This is a genomic window from Kitasatospora sp. NBC_00458, from assembly GCF_036013975.1.
Classification (GTDB): domain Bacteria; phylum Actinomycetota; class Actinomycetes; order Streptomycetales; family Streptomycetaceae; genus Kitasatospora.
The window spans coordinates 3,295,425-3,311,635 of sequence record NZ_CP107904.1 but is presented as its reverse complement, the minus strand read 5'-3'; the positions used below and the strand labels follow the sequence as shown (position 1 = coordinate 3,311,635).

Here is a 16,211-nt window from a genome sequence, read left to right as displayed (position 1 = left end):
CTCCCGGACCGGCTCCCGGCCACGCTTCCTGCCACGTTCCCGGACGGCCCGGCGGGGCCGTCCGGGCAGGGCCCCGGCCCGGGGTCAGTACCCGCCCAGCGGGTCCCGGGGCGGCATCAGCCCGCTCCGGTACGAGATGGCGACCGCCTGGGCGCGGTCCCGGGCGTCGATCTTCGCCAGGATCCGCTTCATGTGGGTCTTCACCGTCGACTCGGCGAGGACGAGCACCGAGGCGATCTCGCGGTTGGACCGCCCCTCCGCCGCCAGCCGCAGCACCTCCCGCTCGCGCGCCGTCAGCTGGGCGAGCCGGGTGTCCTCCGGCGACGGCGGGGGCCGCTCCGGACCCCGGCCGACCACCTGCGCCACCAGGTCCCGGGTGACCGCCGGGTCCAGCACGGACTCGCCCCCGGCGAGCGTGTGGACGGCGTCGATGAGCCGCTCGGCCGACGCCCGCTTGAGCAGGAAGCCGGCCGCCCCGGCCCGCAGCGCGCCCCACACGTAGTCGTCGTGGTGGAAGGTGGTCAGCACGAGCACCCGGGTGGCCGGTCCGGCGGCGGTGATCCGGCGGGTCGCCTCCACACCGTCGATCCCCGGCATCCGGACGTCCATCAGGACGACGTCCGGTCCCAGCCGGCGGCAGAGCTCCACCGCCTGAAGCCCGTCCGAGGCCTGGCCGACCACCTCGATCCGGTCGTCGGTCTCCAGCACGAGGGCCACCCCCGCGCGCAGCAGTGCGTCGTCGTCGGCCACGACGACCCGGACGGTCACGGGATCGGGAGCACGGCGCGGAGCCGGAAGCCGCCCCGCTCGCCGCGCTCGTGCTCGACACTGCCGCCGAGCATCGAGACCCGCTCGGTGATGCCCAGCAGGCCCCGGCCGGGCGTGTACCCGGCCTCGGCGCCCCGGCCGTCGTCGCTCACCTCGATGTCGAGCGAGCCCCCGGCGCACCGGACGGTGACCGAGACGGCCCGCGCCCGGGCGTGCTTCACGGTGTTGGTGAGCGCCTCCTGGACGATCCGGTACGCCGACACGTCGAGGCTGCGCGGCACCCGCCGGGCGCCCGGGTCGACCCGCACGCTGACCAGCAGGCCGGCCTGCTCCAGCCGCCCGGTGAGCCGGTCCAGGTCGGCCAGGCCCGGCTGCAGGGCGGGCCCGCCGGGCACCTCGGCGCCCCGCCGCAGCAGCCCGAGGACGCGGTCGAGGTCGTCGAGCGCCTCGCGGCCGCTGTGCTCCATCCCGGAGAGCAGTTCGCGGGTGCGTTCGGGCTCGCGGTCGAGCAGCCGGCGGGCGGCACCGGCCTGGACCAGCACGACGTTCAGGGTGTGCCCGACCAGGTCGTGCAGTTCGCGGGCCAGCCGGGCCCGTTCCTCGGCCACGACCTGCTGGCGCAGCCGCCGCCTGGCGGCCTCCCGCTCCTCGGCCCGCCGGGCCGTCCCGTAGCCGACGGCCCAGCCGAGCAGCCAGAGGAAGAGGACGCCTGCCGGGATCGCGGGGACGGCGGGGTAGGTGCGGGCGAGGTCGGCGAAGTAGGCGGCCATCCCGAGCAGGGCGGCGAACGGCCCGAGCCAGGCGCGCCGGCGCGTCCCGTGCAGGCCGAGCGAGTAGAGGCCGACCAGGTTCGCGTACGGCGAGACGGCGCTGGGCAGGACGAACAGCGCCTCCGCCGAGAGCGCCGCCGAGCCCACCAGGTAGCCGGCCAGCGGCAGGGACCGCCGGACGGCCAGCGCGCCGGCCGCGACCGCGCTGAACACCAGCGCGGCGGGCAGCCCGGTGCGCAGCGCGTCGGCCGACTGGAACCGTTCGACGGCCATGGCGGCCAGGGCCGCGCCCGCCAGCGCGGCGTCCCTGGGGTTGGTCCGGAGCCGGGCCGGCAGGCCAGTCCGGTCGGACCAGGCCGACGGGAGCAGCCGGCCCAGCGGGTTCGGCGGGCCCGCACGGAGCACGCCGATCGGCCGGATCGCGGACGGAGGGCTCACGGGCGGCTCCCGGGTCTGGGCGGTGACCGCCGCGCGGTGGTGCGGGCGCACGGGCCGTACGGTAGCGGCGTCCGGCGGGGCCGCGCATCGCCCTCCCGGGGTATTCCGGCACCGCCCACCGGGTGGGTGCGGGGCCCGCCGGTTCCGCCGCCGGGGGTGTCCGGCCGACCGTCCGGAGCAGGCCGGACCACCCCGGCGGGCGGACGTGCGGGGCGGGGCCGGATCCGTACCGTCCGGGGCATGAACGCTCCGGACCCCCGTGCCCCGGCCGGCACCCCCGCGCCGTCCCGGCCGCCCGTGCCGCCCAGACCGTCCGCGCCGACCGCCCCGCCCGCGGCCTCCGGCGCCCCGCGCCGGGCCCCCACCGGCCGGGCCCGCCGGGCCGGCTGGTTCGCGGTCACCGCGCTGGCCGCCGCCACCGCCCTGCTCACCTCCCGCTACCTCACGCTCGACCCCGAGGTCTTCCTGGACGAGCAGCGGGCGGTCTACCTGGCCAACGAGCTCCCGCTGGTGCTGCACGTCGGCGGCGGCGTGCTGGCGATCCTGCTCGGACCCTGGCAGTTCCTGCCCCGGCTGCGGGCCCGCCGCCCGGGTCTGCACCGGGTGATCGGCCGGCTCTACCTGGTCACCGTCGTGGCGACCGGCGCCGCCGGCCTGGTGCTGGTGCCGAAGGCACTGGTCGGCCCGATCGCGCCGATCGGCTTCGGGGCACTGGACGTCCTGCTGCTGCTCTCCACGGCCGTCGCCTGGCGGGCCGTCCGGCGCGGCGACATCGCCCGCCACCGCGCCTGGATGACCCGCTCCTACGCGCTGATCTTCGCCGGGGCGACCCTGCGGGTCTGGCTCGTCGTGATGGACGCCGTCGGCGTCCCGTTCGACCAGGCGTACGCGGCCGCCGCCTGGACGTGCTGGCTGATCAACCTCGTGGTGGCCGAGTACCTGATCGCCCGGGCCCCGGCCCCCGCCCCCGCACCGCCGCGCCACGTCCGTCCGGGTGACCCGGCACCGGACCTGCGTGTCTGACGTCCTATCATCCAGCCATGACCAGCGCAGAGTTGATCCGCATCGTCTCCCGGTCCTCACCCATGGCGCTCGCCCAGGTCGAGCGGGTCCGGGCCGAACTCGCCGTCCTGCACCCGGCGCTGCGCACCGAGGTGGTGCCGGTGACCACCTCCGGGGACCGCTGGATGGGCGACCTCGCCCGGCTCGGCGGCAAGGGCGCCTTCACCAAGGAGGTGGACGAGGCGCTGCTCGCGGGCGAGGCCGACCTCGCCGTGCACTGCCTCAAGGACGTGCCGGCCGACCGCCCGCTGCCGGCCGGCACGGTGTTCGCCGCCTACCTGCGCCGCGACGACATCCGCGACGCGCTCGTCCACCCGGGCGGCCTCACCCTGGACGAGCTGCCGGCCGGCAGCCGGATCGGCACCTCCTCGGTCCGCCGCCGGGCCCAGCTCGCCGCCTCCCACCCGCACCTGGAGTGCGTGCCGATGCGCGGCAACGCCAACAGCCGGCTGGCCAAGCTGGAGGCGGGGGAGGCGGACGCGCTGCTGCTCGCGCTCTCCGGGCTGGAGCGGATCGGCGAGGAGGCGCGGATCAGCGAGGTGCTCCCGGTCGGGGCGATGTGCCCGCCGATCGGCGCCGGAATCCTGGCCCTCCAGTGCCGCATCGAGGACGACGCCACCATCGACGCCGTCGCCGGCCTCGGCGACCACCCGACCTGGCGCGAGGCGAGCGCCGAGCGGATGTTCCTGCACGTGCTGCAGGGCCACTGCAACTCGCCGATCGCCGGCTACGCCAAGGCCGAGGCGGACGGCCGCCTCTCGCTGCGCGGCCGGGTCTTCAGCCCGGACGGCAAGCGGATCCTGGACGCCCACGAGTGGGCCGGCTCACTGAGCCCGGAGGACCTCGGCACGGCGACCGCCCTCGCGCTCAAGCGGCAGGGCGCCTCCGAGCTGATCGCCGCCATCCCGCACTGATCCCGCCGACGGTCGGCCGCCCCGGCCCCGGCCCGGCTGCCCGGACGCGGAAACGCCGGAAGGCCCCTCGCTCTCACGAGGGGCCTTCCGACTGTCTGTGCGCCGCCAGGGACTCGAACCCCGGACCCGCTGATTAAGAGTCAGCTGCTCTAACCAACTGAGCTAGCGGCGCCTGCTGACGGCAGGAACATTACCTGGTCAGCGGCCGAAACGCACAATCGGCCCGGCACCCGCCCCCGGCACCCGCGACCGCGGCGCCCCGCGCCCCCCGGCGGCCCGCCGTCCGGCACCCGGGCCCGTCCGGCGCCCCGCCGTCACGGCACGAGGACGACCTTCCCCCGGACGTGCCCGGCGCCGACCAGCCGGTGGGCGTCGGCCGCCCGCCCCAGCGGGAAGGCGTCGGCGATCTCCACCCGCAGGGTGCCCGCCTCCCACAGGGCGACCAGCTCGGCCAGCCGGGCCGCCGTCCGCTCCCCGCGGATCCCCTGGACGCCCAGCCGCCCGGCGCCCGGGTAGTCGACCACGGTGCCGATCCGGTCCCGGTCGGCGACCAGCTCGACGGAGGCCTCCAGCGCGCCGCGCCCGGCCGCGTCGAAGGCCGCGTCCACGCCCTGCGGGGCGACCGCCCGGACCCGCTCCACCAGGCCCTCGCCGTACGTGACGGGGATCGCGCCGAGCTCCCGCAGGTAGTCGTGGTTGCGCTCGCTCGCGGTGCCGACGACCGTGGCGCCCAGGGCCCGGGCCAGCTGGACGGCGGCCGTGCCGACCCCGCCGGCGGCGCCGTGGACCAGGACGGTGTCGCCCTCGCCGACCTTCAGCTGCCCGAGCGCGACGTGCGCGGTCTGCCCGGACGCGGAGAGCGCCCCGGCCTGCTCCCAGGGCATCCCGGCCGGCTTGCGCACCAGCCGGGCGGCGTCCGCGACGACCAGTTCCGCGCTGCAGCCGAGCAGCCGGAAGCCGAGCACCTCGTCACCGGTCGCCCAGCCCTCGGTGCCGGGGCCGATCCGGTCGACCACCCCGGCGAACTCGTTGCCGGGGACCAGCCCGGGCGCTATCTCGACACCGACCGGCGCGCGGCCCTCGCGGATGGACAGGTCGACCGGCTGCACCCCGGCCGCGTAGACCCTGACCCGCACCTCGCCCGGCCCCGGGACGGGGTCGGGCACCTCGGTCACCCGCAGCACCTCGGGGCCGCCGAACCGGGGGACGGTGACTGCCTTCATGGGGAGAGCTCCTGCCTGCTCGGTCATCGAGCCTCGATCATCAGATATGAAGCCCGCTTCAGGTCAACCCCTATCCCCGGCGCGTTGCCGCAGTTGAGTGCATTGTCAGATTTATCCTCGACGGCGGCCCGGATCACGTCCCGAGCCGCCGCCGCACCCCGTCCGTCGCCGAGAGGAACCTCCCCGTGGGCCAGCTGCCCCTGCTCTTCCTGGTGCTGCTCGCCTCCGTGGTGACCATGCCGCTGGCCCGCCGGACGGGGGTGCCGCAGCCGGTGCTGATGACCCTGCTCGGCATCGTCATGGCCGTGGTCCCGCAGATCCCCGACATCGCCATCGACCCCGACCTGATCCTGCCGCTCGTCCTGCCGCCGCTGATCTTCGCCGTCGCCCGGCGCTCCTCGGTCCGCTACTTCAAGGCCAACATCCGCTCCATCCTGCTGCTCGCGGTCGCCCTGGTGGTGGTCACCACCGCCGTGGTGGCCGGCACCGTGCACTGGCTGCTGCCCACGCTCCCGGTCGCCGCCGCCATCGCGGTCGGCGCCCTGGTCTCGCCGCCCGACCCGGTCGCCGCCGTCGCGGTGGCCGGCAGCGTCGGCCTGCCCCGGCGGCTGGTGGCGATCCTGGAGAGCGAGGGCCTGTTCAACGACGTCACCGCGATCGTCATCTACTCGCTGGCCATCGACGCGGTCGTCGGCGGCGACTTCTCGACCGGCCACGCCGTGCTCCGGTTCGTCCTCTCGGCGGTGCTCGCCGTCGTCATCGGCGTCGCCCTCGGCTGGGCCAACACCAAGCTCGCCTCCTACCTGGAGGACCCGACCCAGCAGGTCGCGCTCAACCTGCTGGTGCCGTTCGCGGCCTACAGCCTGGCCGAGGAGATCCACGGCTCCGGCGTCCTCGCCGTCGTCGTCTGCGGGCTCTACCTGGCCGAACGGGCCGCCGACGCCGACGCCGTCGCCTACCGGCTGGTCGGCAACGCGTTCTGGGAGATCGTCGAGATCCTGATCACCGGCGTCGCCTTCGGCCTGATCGGGCTCGAACTGGCCACCGTCCTCAAGGAGGCCGGATCCGGCTGGACCAGCATGCTCGGCGACGCGGCCGTGGTGATCGCCGTGGTCGTCGTGGTCCGGCTGCTCTGGCTGCTGCCGGCCGGCTGGCTCTCCCAGCGGCTGCGGGCCGGCTCCGAGGAGGACACCCCGATCAGCTGGCAGGAGAGCGTGGTGCTCTGGTGGTCCGGGATGCGCGGGGTGGCGACCGTCGCGCTGGCCCTGGCCATCCCGCTCACCGTCGACTCCGGCGAGGCCTTCCCGGAACGCGGCCGGCTCGTCTTCATCGCCTTCAGCGTGGTGCTCTTCACCCTGCTGGTCCAGGGCCTCACCCTGCCCTGGCTCGCCAAGTGGCTCCACCTCGACCTCGACCACGACAAGCACGAGCAGGAGGTCCGGCTGCTCTGGTGGCGCGCCGCCAAGGCCGGGCTCGCCCGGCTCGGCGAGCTGGAGGACCAGGACAAGCTGCCCGCCGAGGTCGCCGACCGGCTGCGGGACCGTCAGCACGACCGGCTGGCACGGCTCTGCCCCGAGAACTACGCCGAGGAGGAGGCCACCGAGGCGAAGCAGCGCCTGGCCCAGTGGCGCGCCGCCCACAGCGTCGAGCAGGAGATGATCGCCGCCTCCCGGCGGGAGATGCTGGTCGCCCGCGCCGAGACCGGCGCCGACCCGGAGCTCGTCGACCAGGTGCTCCGCGGGCTCGACCTGCGCTCCGAACGGAAGTGACCGCACGGAAGTGACGGGCCGTCCGGGCGGGGCCTCCCGGCACCCGTCCGGACGCTCCCGTCGTGACGCGCCGGCACCCGGCCCGCGGCGCCCCGGCGCTCGGGCGAGGCCGCCCCGGTACCGGGACCGTGACGCCCGGCCGGACGGGCCGTGACATCCGGGCGGCCGCACCGCGGCGGGCGCCTGAACAGCGGCGACCACCGACCGGACGCCGACGAACGGAATGCGCACCCCCGGTGCCGACGTTGCATAGGCTTGTCCCGGGCAAGGCCGCCAACGGAGTCGGCGCACCCCCGGAACCCGCACGACCTCGCGAAACCCTCCCGCCTGGCCCTGCCGGTGTCCGCACCCAGATGAAACGAGGAGCAACCGATGTCGGAGACCCGCGCCGACGCCCGAACCCCGCTGGACCGCACCCCGCAGTGGGCCGCTCTCGCCAAGCACCGGGAGGAGTTCGGCGAGACGCACCTGCGCGACCTGTTCGCCGCCGACCCGGAGCGAGGCCGCCGCTACACCCTCCAGGTCGGCGACCTGCACGTCGACTACGCCAAGCAGCTCGTCACCGACGAGACGCTGGCCCTGCTGCGCGAGCTGGCCGAGGCCACCGGCGTCGCCGCCCTGCGGGACGCCATGTTCCGCGGCGAGAAGATCAACACCACCGAGGACCGGGCCGTCCTGCACACCGCGCTGCGCGCCCCGCGCGACGCCGTGATCGAGGTCGACGGCGAGAACGTGGTCCCCGGCGTCCACGCCGTGCTCGACAGGATGGCCGGCTTCGCCGAGCAGGTCCGCAGCGGCGCCTGGCGCGGCCACACCGGCGAGCGGATCCGCACCGTCGTCAACATCGGCATCGGCGGCTCCGACCTCGGCCCCGCCATGGCCTACGAGGTGCTGCGCTCCTACAGCGACCGCGGCATCGACGTCCGCTTCGTCTCCAACGTGGACGGCGCCGACCTGCACGAGGCCGTCCGCGACCTCGACCCGGCCGAGACGCTGTTCATCGTCGCGTCGAAGACCTTCACCACCATCGAGACCATCACCAACGCGGTCTCCGCCCGCAACTGGCTGCTCACCGGCCTGAGCGCCGACACCGGGGCGGTGGCCAAGCACTTCGTCGCCCTCTCCACCAACGCCGAGGGCGTCGCCGACTTCGGCATCGACACCGCCAACATGTTCGAGTTCTGGGACTGGGTGGGCGGCCGCTACTCCTACGACTCGGCGATCGGCCTCTCGCTGATGATCGCCATCGGCCCGGACGCCTTCCGCGAGATGCTGGACGGCTTCCACCTGGTCGACGAGCACTTCCGCACCGCGCCCCCCGAGGAGAACGTCCCGCTGCTGCTCGGCCTGCTCGGGGTCTGGTACGGCGCCTTCTTCGACGCCCAGGCGCACGCCGTGCTGCCGTACTCGCACTACCTGTCGAAGTTCACCGCCTACCTCCAGCAGCTGGACATGGAGTCCAACGGCAAGTCGGTGGACCGCGAGGGCAACCCGGTCGGCTGGCAGACCGGCCCGGTGGTCTGGGGCACCCCCGGCACCAACGGCCAGCACGCCTACTACCAGCTGCTCCACCAGGGCACCAAGCTGATCCCGGCCGACTTCATCGGGTTCGCCAGGCCGGTCGCCGACCTGCTGCCCGGCCTGGTCGCCCAGCACGACCTGCTGCTCGCCAACTTCTTCGCCCAGACCCAGGCGCTGGCCTTCGGCAAGACGCCGGAGGAGGTCGCGGCCGAGGGCGTGCCGCCCGAGCTGGTCCCGCACAAGACCTTCCGCGGCAACCACCCGACCACCACCGTCCTGGCCGGTGAGCTGACCCCGTCGGTGCTCGGCCAGCTGGTCGCCCTCTACGAGCACAAGGTGTTCGTCCAGGGCGCGGTCTGGAACATCGACTCCTTCGACCAGTGGGGCGTCGAACTGGGCAAGGTGCTCGCCAGGCGGATCGAGCCGGTGCTGCTGACCGGCGAGGGCGCGGACGCGCTGGACAGCTCCACCGCCGAGCTGGTCGCCCGCTACCGCGCGCTGCGCGGGCGCTGAGACCGCCCGGGTCCGGCCGGGGAGCCCTCCCCGGCCGGACCCGGAGGCCCGGCGTTCCCGCGGCGGCCGTCGGACGCTGGGCATCGGGTACTGGACATCGGGCGCGAAAACGCCGGAAGGCCCTTCGCTCTCGCGAAGGGCCTTCCGGCTGTCTGTGCGCCGCCAGGGACTCGAACCCCGGACCCGCTGATTAAGAGTCAGCTGCTCTAACCAACTGAGCTAGCGGCGCCTGCTGACAGAGAAGACTTTAGCAGCGGGGCGCGGCCCGGCCAAAATCGAATACCCGCACCCGGCGCAGGGTGCCCGGTGCGGCCGATCGGCGCAGGGGATCAGCGCAGGGCGGCGGCCGGCTCCCGGGCCGCGCGGACGCAGGCCCAGAGCACCACCGGGGCACCCGGCAGCCACGGCTCCCGGCTGTCCGGGGCGACGATCCACCGCCCGGCACCCAGCCCCGGGGAGTCCGGGCCGTTCACCATCCGCTGCACGGGCGGGACGGTCACCGCGTCGCCCTGCCCGTGGCAGAGCAGCGGCGGCACGTCCCGGGCCCACTCCTCCCAGGCCAGCAGCCTGCGCAGCCGGGCCGCCGCCCCCGGGCGGACGAACAGCAGTATCCGCCCCCGGTAGGCGGCCACCGGCCCGCAGCCGGGCCCGGAGGCCCACAGCTCGTCCAGCACCCGGCGCCCGAACAGGGCGGGCATGCTGATCACGTCGAAGGCGCGCCCGCAGGGCAGCACCGAGGGCGCCCACGGGCGGGACTCCCAGAGGGCTCGCATGCTGCGCGGGTACTCGCTGGCGGAGGCGAGCCAGGCCTCCCCGGCCACGGTCACGTACTCCACCGACTGATACGTCCAGATGTCCACGGACAGCAGGGTGGGGTGTCCGGGGGGTGTCCGGGAGGGAAAGCGCGGTTCGCCGGACAGCGCGGCGGCCGGGGGCGTACCCTTCCGCTTTCCCCGGGCATATGCCAGCGGCGGTGCGGGTGCCGGGCACCGCCGCACGGCCACCGACCGGAGCCCGGGACGGGACCCGCGAGGGGGTCCGGGCGGGGGCCTGCGCGGCCCGGACCCCGGCCCGGCCTCAGCCCTCGTGGCGGCGGGGCCGGAGCAGGCTGCGGCCGTACTCGACCATCTTGGCCGCGTAGTCCGGCGTCCAGTCCGCCCGCCCCGCGATCTCGGACTCCGAGAGCGCGTCGAACCGGCGCGGGTCGGCCAGCTGCGCCGCGGCGACCGCCTGGAAGTCGGTGGCCCGCTCGGCGGCCGCGCGGAAGGCCAGCGCCAGCTCGGTGGAGCGGCGCAGCAGCTCGGCCGGGTCGTCGATCGACTCCAGATCGAAGAAGCGCTCCGGCTCCGGTTCGTCGGCCTGCGGCTCGAACAGCAGCTGCACCGGGCGCTGCCGCCGGCCGGGCGCCGTACCGGCACCCGCGCCGGGACCGGCCGCCGCGGCCGGGCCGCTCGGGTCGGACGCCTGCGCATGGGAGTCGGGCATGGACGGACACCTCCGGGTGCTCGGTAGGGGCGGGCGGCGGACCGCTCGGGACGGGCGCCGCCCGGCTGTGGCCGCCGTCCATTGTCTCGCGGCGGCGGCCGGTAACGGAACGGTGCGAGTTCGGGCGCTATTCCCGCCGGGCACGCCGGGGGCGTGCACCCCCGACAGCCCCGGCGAGGACCCGGCGACGACCCGGCGAGGACCCGCCGGGGGCGGCCGGGGACCTCGGGACGAGCCCAGGGCGCGTTTGCAGAGTCGAGGCCCCGGCGGGACTTTGCAAACAGGCCCTAAAGGTTGTTGCAGAAGTCTGGGTGTGGGCAGGTCGGGGTGTGGTCTGACCTGCTGGTTTCATCCAGTTCGGGCGAGGTTGTGCATGTGGGCGACGGCCTGCACCGCGTGGTGCAGGCCGTCGCCCTTCTGTCGGCAGTCGCGGAGGATCTTGTAGTTCTTCATGCGGGCGAAGGTGTGCTCGACGCGGGCGCGTACGCGTCGGTGTTCGGCGTTGTCCTCCTCCTGGGCCCGCAGGAGGGGACGGCCGGCGCGTCTGCGGTGCGGGACGACGAGGCCGGTGTTGATGTAGGCGCCGTCGGCGAGGACGGTGGTGCCGGAGCAGGTGGCGGGCAGGTCGGAGGTGCGCCACGCGTGCGCGTCGGCCTTGTTGCCCGGCACGGGGCGGGCGGTGGCGACCACGAGGCGGGTGTCGGCGTCGACGACGACCTGCACGTTCGCGGAGAAGCGGTAGTTGCGGCTGGAGGCGGCGATGCTGCGGTCGTGCACGGGGACCAGGGTGCCGTCGACGATCCACAGCCGCTCCACGCCCGGTTGCGGGCGTGGAGCGGCTTCGAGGGCCAGGAGCGGGCCCAGGCGCTGGACGACGCGGCAGACCGTGGCCGTCGAGATCCCGAACAGCGGCGCGAGCTGGCGCATCGTGAGATTGGTCCGGTAGTACACGGCGACCAGCAGGACCCGGTCGGGCAGCGGCAGGCACCACGGCCTGCCACCGCCCGGCCCGTTGCCACCCCGCTCCCGCACCACCCGCACCAGGCCCTCGAACTGCCGCATCCGCAGACCTGTGAACGTCTCCACCCAGACCGGCTCAGCCCGCAGCACCCCACCCATACCGGAGAAATGCCCAGTCCCGGACCTTCCGGAACAAGCTTTAGCGGCCCAGTCGCACCCGGTGGTCGGCCAGGTGGTGCAGCACCCGGTGGTTGGCCTCCCAGCCGTCGGGGAAGGCGACCGGGACGCCCAACTGCACCGGTTCGGTGGCCGGATGCTCGTCCAGCAGCTCCGCGATCCCGGCCCGGGCCACCACGATGCAGGCGTGCCGGTGGCGGGAGGCGAGCACACAGAGCCGGCCTGTCTCCAGGTGGAACGCGGTCGCGTCGGGCCGCCCGGAGAGCGGGTGCAGCACCACGGTGACGTCGTACTCGCGCCCCTGCAGCCGGTTGGCGGTGTCCACCGTCACCGCGGCCCCGGCGGTCGGGTCGACCGGCACCCCGGCCCGGACCAGCGCCGCCCGGACGGCCGCCGCCTGGTCCCGGTGGGCGGTGCCGACCGCGATCCGGCCCGGGGTGAGCGGCGCGGACCCCTGCTCGGAGTGGGCCGTCAGCCCGCGCTCCAGCAGCCTGCGGACGGTCGCCGCGACGGCGGCGACCGCCTGCGGGTCGGTCCGCACGGTGTGCCGGGCCGGCAGCTCCAGCAGTGCCCAGCCGTGCTCGGCGGCCCGGTCGATCGCCGCGTCCAGCGCCGTGCCGTCCGGGCGGACCGCCGCCGTCAGCCGGCGGTCGTCCGGGCCGGTGCCCGAGCGGAACGGCGTGTACGGGTAGAAGGCGCCGGAGACCAGCGGCGCCGCACTGGCCGGCAGCCGCCAGGACACCGGCAGCCGGTGCGGCTCGATCTGCGGGTTGTGCGCCAGCAGGGTGACCACCGCGCTGCTCGACGGGTCGTACGACAGACCGGCCCACTGCTCGGTGCCGACCACCGTGAACGGGTCGAGCTGGCCCGGGTCCCCGACGAACAGGGCCCGCTCGAACAGCCGGGCCACCGCGAGCAGCGCGTCCGACCGCATCTGGTACGCCTCGTCGACGATCGCGTGCCGCCAGGGCTGCTCGGCCCGCACCCACTGCCACTTGGCGGAGGTGGAGATCACCACGTCCAGCTCGGCGAGCTCGGCGACCTTGTCCGAGGGCGTGACGTTGCCGTGCCGCAGCACCTCGGGGCCCGGCCGGGCGTCGGCCGCGTGCAGCCGGCCGATCGTCAGGTCGGGCGCCTTCTCGGCCAGCCGGTCCACCAGGTCGTCCACCTGGCCGTTGGTCTGGGCGACGATCATCAGCCGCTCGCCGGCCCCGACCAGCTCGCGGGCGGCACGCACCACCAGGGTCGACTTGCCGGCGCCGGGCGGCGAGTCCACCACCACCCCGCGCGGCGCGCCGACGGCCGGGTGGATCGTCGCCGCCAGGATCCGCGCCACCGCGGCGTCGGCGGCCGCGCCGGGGGTCTGCTCGGTGCTCATCGGCCGGATCACTCCCAGTCCTCGGTGGCCGCGGGGGCGGCCGCCGTCAGGGTGACGGCGGCGCCGGGCGGGCCGCCGTGCGTCCACGGGGTGTCGTCCGGCTCGGGCAGCGGGGCGGCCTGCCGGACCGTCAGTTCGAACAGGGTGAAGGTGACCCGCTCGCCCGGTTCGGGCAGGCTCCCCGGTTCGGGCTCCTTCTTCCGCCCCATCCCGGAGAGCATCCGCACGGTGATCGTGCCCGCCGCCGGGTCGACCGCCGCGATCTGCGCCTTCTGCGCCGCCGGACCGCTCCCGGACTCCGGTCCGGCGGACGCCCGGACCCGGTGCGCCTCGCGGCCGAGGTCGGCGTGCGGGCGGTCGTCGGTGCGGACCGTCACCAGCGGGCGCGGCTTGGGCGACCGGCCCGAGGTGTCGTAGTCCGGCACCACCTCGGTCACCACGCCCGTGAACGCCTCCCCGGACAGCCGGTGCTCGGCCATCGCCAGCGGGTCGTCCAGGGCCTCCTGGACGTCCAGCCGGGTCTGCTCGCGCTCGCGCTGGGCCAGCTTCCGGGCGGCCGTCACGGCGTCGTCCACCCGGGGCTGCGGCGGTTCGCCGGCCGCCAGCCGGTCCCGGTGGCCGGTGTACGACCAGCGGTCCCCCGTCCAGCGCTCCGCCAGGTGGCCGGCCGGGGACAGCGTGCGCAGCAGGTCCAGGCCGTGCCAGACGTCGTGCCAGGTGGGCAGCAGCTGTTCGGCGTGCACCGCGCGCAGGTGCTCGACCGCGGCCCGGACGGCCTCCCGGGCCCGCTCGGCGGCGGCCGGGTCGACCGTCGGTCCGGTGGCCGGTCCGGTGGCCGCCGGGCCGCCCGCGAGGGCCGCCAGGGCCGCCACGGCCGCGTCGTAGCGCGTGATCGCCGGGGCGAGCACCTTCGCGTCGAAGGCCGGGTCGGTGGCCGGCCCGGCGGGCGGGCGGAGCAGCCTGCCCTCGGCGTCCCGCGCCGTCTCGGCCAGCTCGGCCGCCTCGGCGCCGGTCAGCCCGGCCGGCGGCGCGTGCCAGGCGAGCAGCGCGGCCAGGTGCTGGTCCTCCAGGTGGCTCTGGCCGGTCGCCCAGTGCCGGGCGAGCAGACCGGTCATCGGCAGCAGCAGGCTGGCGCCGGGGACCATCGCGCGGTCGGTGAGGTGGGTCAGCCAGCGGCCGAGCAGCGGCACCCGGGCGGGCGCCGGGTACGGGCCGGGGTCCTCGTCCTCGGCGGTGCGCCGGAAGCGGGTCGAGCGGCCGAGCAGCGCGAGGTGGCGGATCCCGCCGGTGTTGGGGACGATCACCTGCGGCGCGTCCGCGCACAGCTCGCGGAAGACCTGGGTCTTCTCCCCGGTCTCCGGGTCCTTCTCGGAGCCCTCGATCTGCTCCACGTCGTCGCCGAAGGACTCCAGGTAGGGCAGCAGGTCGGTGGCGAGCTCGGCCAGGAAGTCGAAGCGCTGGGTGCGGTTGAGCGGCTGCGGGACGATGTGCAGCCGCGGCGCGTCCCGGTCGGTGCCGAGCAGCACGGCCAGCGGGGCACCGGCCTCACCGGCCGCCGTCAGCGGGACGACCACCATCGGGCGGTCGGACAGGTGGCGGTGGCGGACGGTCGCCAGCGGCTCGGCCCGGCCGCTGCGGACGGCCTCCAGCCGCGCCAGGGTGGTCAGCAGGCTCACCGGACGCCTCCTGCGGCGGCCGGGACCGGGCGGCCCAGGGCCTCGGCGCGCAGTGCGGCGGCGTAGGCCAGCCGGGCGGCGGCCTCGTCCTCGGCGTGCCCGTCCTCCGGGTGTCCGCCGGCGCCGCCGTCGTCGGCACTGTCGTTGCCGCCGCTCAGGCCGTCCCCGCCCGGGCCGTCGGCGTCGGCGGCGCTGGGTCCGGCGGCCGGGCCGTGGTGGGCGACGGCCAGTGCCTCGGCCACCGTCCGGATGGTGCCCAGCTCACCGCGGACGCCCCGGCCGAGCTGCTCGACCCGGTCGCCGCAGCGCGCCTGGGCACGGCAGTGGAACCCCAGCTCGCAGGCGGAGAGGCAGTCCGGGCTGTAGGCCGCGGGCACCGCCCCGACCGACCCGGCCAGCTCCTCGGCCGAGCGGACCGGGGCGCCGCTCCCGTCGGGGGAGAGGTCGAAGTCCGCGCCGGGCGGCAGCGCGTCCAGCAGCCGGCCGATGCCGGTCATCCGGCTGAGCTGGCGGCGGGTGGTGGCCAGCTCCCGGCGGACGTCCACCGGGACGGCGGTCGGCCGGTTGCCGAAGTCCTTGGGGCAGACCAGCAGCACGGTCGACCGCGGGCTGCCCGGCAGCCGCTGCTCGGCGTACGGGTCCGGGTCCGGGTCGAGTCCGGCCAGCGCGGCGGCGGTCTCCTGCAGCGCGAGCACGTAGACGGCGGCCTGCCGGGCGGCGGCGCCCACCTTGGCCGGGTCGGCGTTGCCGTCCAGCACCGGGAAGGACTTGATCTCGACCACGGTGCACCGCCCGCCGTGCACCACGACGGCGTCCGGCTCCAGGTAGGCGGTGGAACCGGCGACGCCGAGCCGCAGCAGCGGGTGGTCGAGCAGCGTCCAGGCGTCCGGGTCGACGGCGGCCTCCGCCAGCGCCGCCGCCGTCCGGTCGGCCCGGACCGCGGGACCGGAGGAGCGCAGCAGGTCCGGTACGGCGAGCGGGGCGTCCTCGTCGGCCGGGAGGCCCAGCCGGTGGCGGAGCGGCTCCAGCAGCGCCGCGTAGCCGTCCTCCTTCAACCGGGACTCGAAGATGACACCGCGCGCGAGGGCGAACGGCGACTGCCCGAACGGGGTGGCGTGGCCGAGCCGGGCGGCCAGGGCGGACTTGTCCACCCCGGCCGCGTCCAGCACGGCCCGGCGGTGGCACCCCGGATTGGCGGCCAGCGCGGCGAGGGCGCGGGCGTTCAGACTGCGCTGCGGCGCCGGTCCGCGCAGCGCGGCGAGCCGCTGGGAGAGCGGTTCCGCGGGCCCGCCGGACGGGGCGTTCGTCGAGACGTTCATGGTGCGGCCCAGTGTCGCATCCGGGTCCGACAATGCGGCCGGGCCCGGCCGTTGACGGTGGCCGGGCCTGCTCCGGGTGCCGCCGGGCACCGGTGGCCGGGCGCCGTTCCGCGGCGCTCCGACGGCCCTCCGACGGCGCTCCGGTGGCCTGCGCGCGGCGCGCGGGTGACCCGCGGGTGGCCGGCGCGCGGGCCGCCTCCCGGAGTCCGCCCGCCCGGGCGCCCGCGGTCGGCGGCGG

Annotated in this window: 13 protein-coding genes and 2 tRNA genes; 4 read left to right on the top strand and 11 right to left on the bottom strand. The window is 75.9% G+C overall.

Annotated features, from left to right (window positions below; all coding sequences use genetic code 11):
- Positions 1–84: 84 nt before the first annotated feature.
- Positions 85–750 (bottom strand): response regulator transcription factor, encoded by a 666-nt coding sequence (locus OG550_RS13100; protein WP_327677143.1) that lies wholly within the window; start codon positions 748–750, stop codon positions 85–87.
- Between the two features lie 14 nt (positions 751–764).
- Complete coding sequence (locus OG550_RS13095; RefSeq protein WP_327677141.1) at positions 765–2,027, bottom strand: sensor histidine kinase; 1,263 nt, start codon at positions 2,025–2,027, stop codon at positions 765–767.
- 189 nt (positions 2,028–2,216) lie between these two features.
- Between OG550_RS13095 and OG550_RS13090 the strand changes: the two genes are divergently transcribed.
- Together OG550_RS13090 and hemC are read left to right on the top strand one after the other, a co-directional pair.
- On the top strand, positions 2,217–2,999 hold the full coding sequence (locus OG550_RS13090; protein ID WP_327677139.1) for a DUF2306 domain-containing protein: 783 nt from the start codon (positions 2,217–2,219) through the stop codon (positions 2,997–2,999).
- A gap of 17 nt (positions 3,000–3,016) precedes the next feature.
- Positions 3,017–3,952: a hydroxymethylbilane synthase gene (gene hemC, locus OG550_RS13085; protein ID WP_327677137.1), complete on the top strand. Its 936-nt coding sequence runs from the start codon at positions 3,017–3,019 to the stop codon at positions 3,950–3,952.
- 98 nt (positions 3,953–4,050) lie between these two features.
- Here hemC and OG550_RS13080 read toward each other — a convergent pair.
- Together OG550_RS13080 and OG550_RS13075 are read right to left on the bottom strand one after the other, a co-directional pair.
- Positions 4,051–4,124, bottom strand: a tRNA-Lys gene (locus tag OG550_RS13080).
- A gap of 142 nt (positions 4,125–4,266) precedes the next feature.
- Entirely contained in the window at positions 4,267–5,175 is a 909-nt protein-coding gene (locus OG550_RS13075; protein WP_327677135.1) for an NADP-dependent oxidoreductase, read from the bottom strand.
- A gap of 185 nt (positions 5,176–5,360) precedes the next feature.
- Here OG550_RS13075 and OG550_RS13070 point away from each other — a divergent pair, with 185 nt between their 5' ends.
- A complete protein-coding gene (locus OG550_RS13070) occupies positions 5,361–6,944 on the top strand; it encodes a Na+/H+ antiporter (protein ID WP_327677133.1) in 1,584 nt (527 codons plus the stop codon).
- A 372-nt stretch (positions 6,945–7,316) separates the two neighbouring features.
- Positions 7,317–8,978 (top strand): glucose-6-phosphate isomerase, encoded by a 1,662-nt coding sequence (gene pgi / locus OG550_RS13065; protein WP_327677131.1) that lies wholly within the window; start codon positions 7,317–7,319, stop codon positions 8,976–8,978.
- Positions 8,979–9,133: 155 nt separating this feature from the next.
- Here pgi and OG550_RS13060 read toward each other — a convergent pair.
- From OG550_RS13060 to OG550_RS13030, 7 genes are all read right to left on the bottom strand, one after another.
- Positions 9,134–9,207, bottom strand: a tRNA-Lys gene (locus tag OG550_RS13060).
- 100 nt (positions 9,208–9,307) lie between these two features.
- Positions 9,308–9,838, bottom strand: a complete 531-nt coding sequence (locus tag OG550_RS13055) for a bifunctional DNA primase/polymerase (RefSeq protein ID WP_327677129.1) — start codon at positions 9,836–9,838, stop codon at positions 9,308–9,310.
- Positions 9,839–10,055: 217 nt separating this feature from the next.
- A complete protein-coding gene (locus OG550_RS13050; RefSeq protein ID WP_327677127.1) occupies positions 10,056–10,463 on the bottom strand; it encodes a hypothetical protein in 408 nt (135 codons plus the stop codon).
- A 348-nt stretch (positions 10,464–10,811) separates the two neighbouring features.
- Positions 10,812–11,582 (bottom strand): transposase, encoded by a 771-nt coding sequence (locus tag OG550_RS13045; protein ID WP_327677125.1) that lies wholly within the window; start codon positions 11,580–11,582, stop codon positions 10,812–10,814.
- A 40-nt stretch (positions 11,583–11,622) separates the two neighbouring features.
- Positions 11,623–12,978, bottom strand: coding sequence for an AAA family ATPase (locus OG550_RS13040; RefSeq protein WP_327677123.1), 1,356 nt, complete (start codon positions 12,976–12,978; stop codon positions 11,623–11,625).
- Between the two features lie 8 nt (positions 12,979–12,986).
- Positions 12,987–14,654 (bottom strand): hypothetical protein, encoded by a 1,668-nt coding sequence (locus tag OG550_RS13035; protein ID WP_327677121.1) that lies wholly within the window; start codon positions 14,652–14,654, stop codon positions 12,987–12,989.
- A complete protein-coding gene (locus OG550_RS13030) occupies positions 14,651–15,973 on the bottom strand; it encodes a hypothetical protein (protein ID WP_327677120.1) in 1,323 nt (440 codons plus the stop codon). The genes OG550_RS13035 and OG550_RS13030 overlap by 4 nt, the downstream gene beginning before the upstream one ends.
- Between the last annotated feature and the right edge of the window lie 238 nt (positions 15,974–16,211).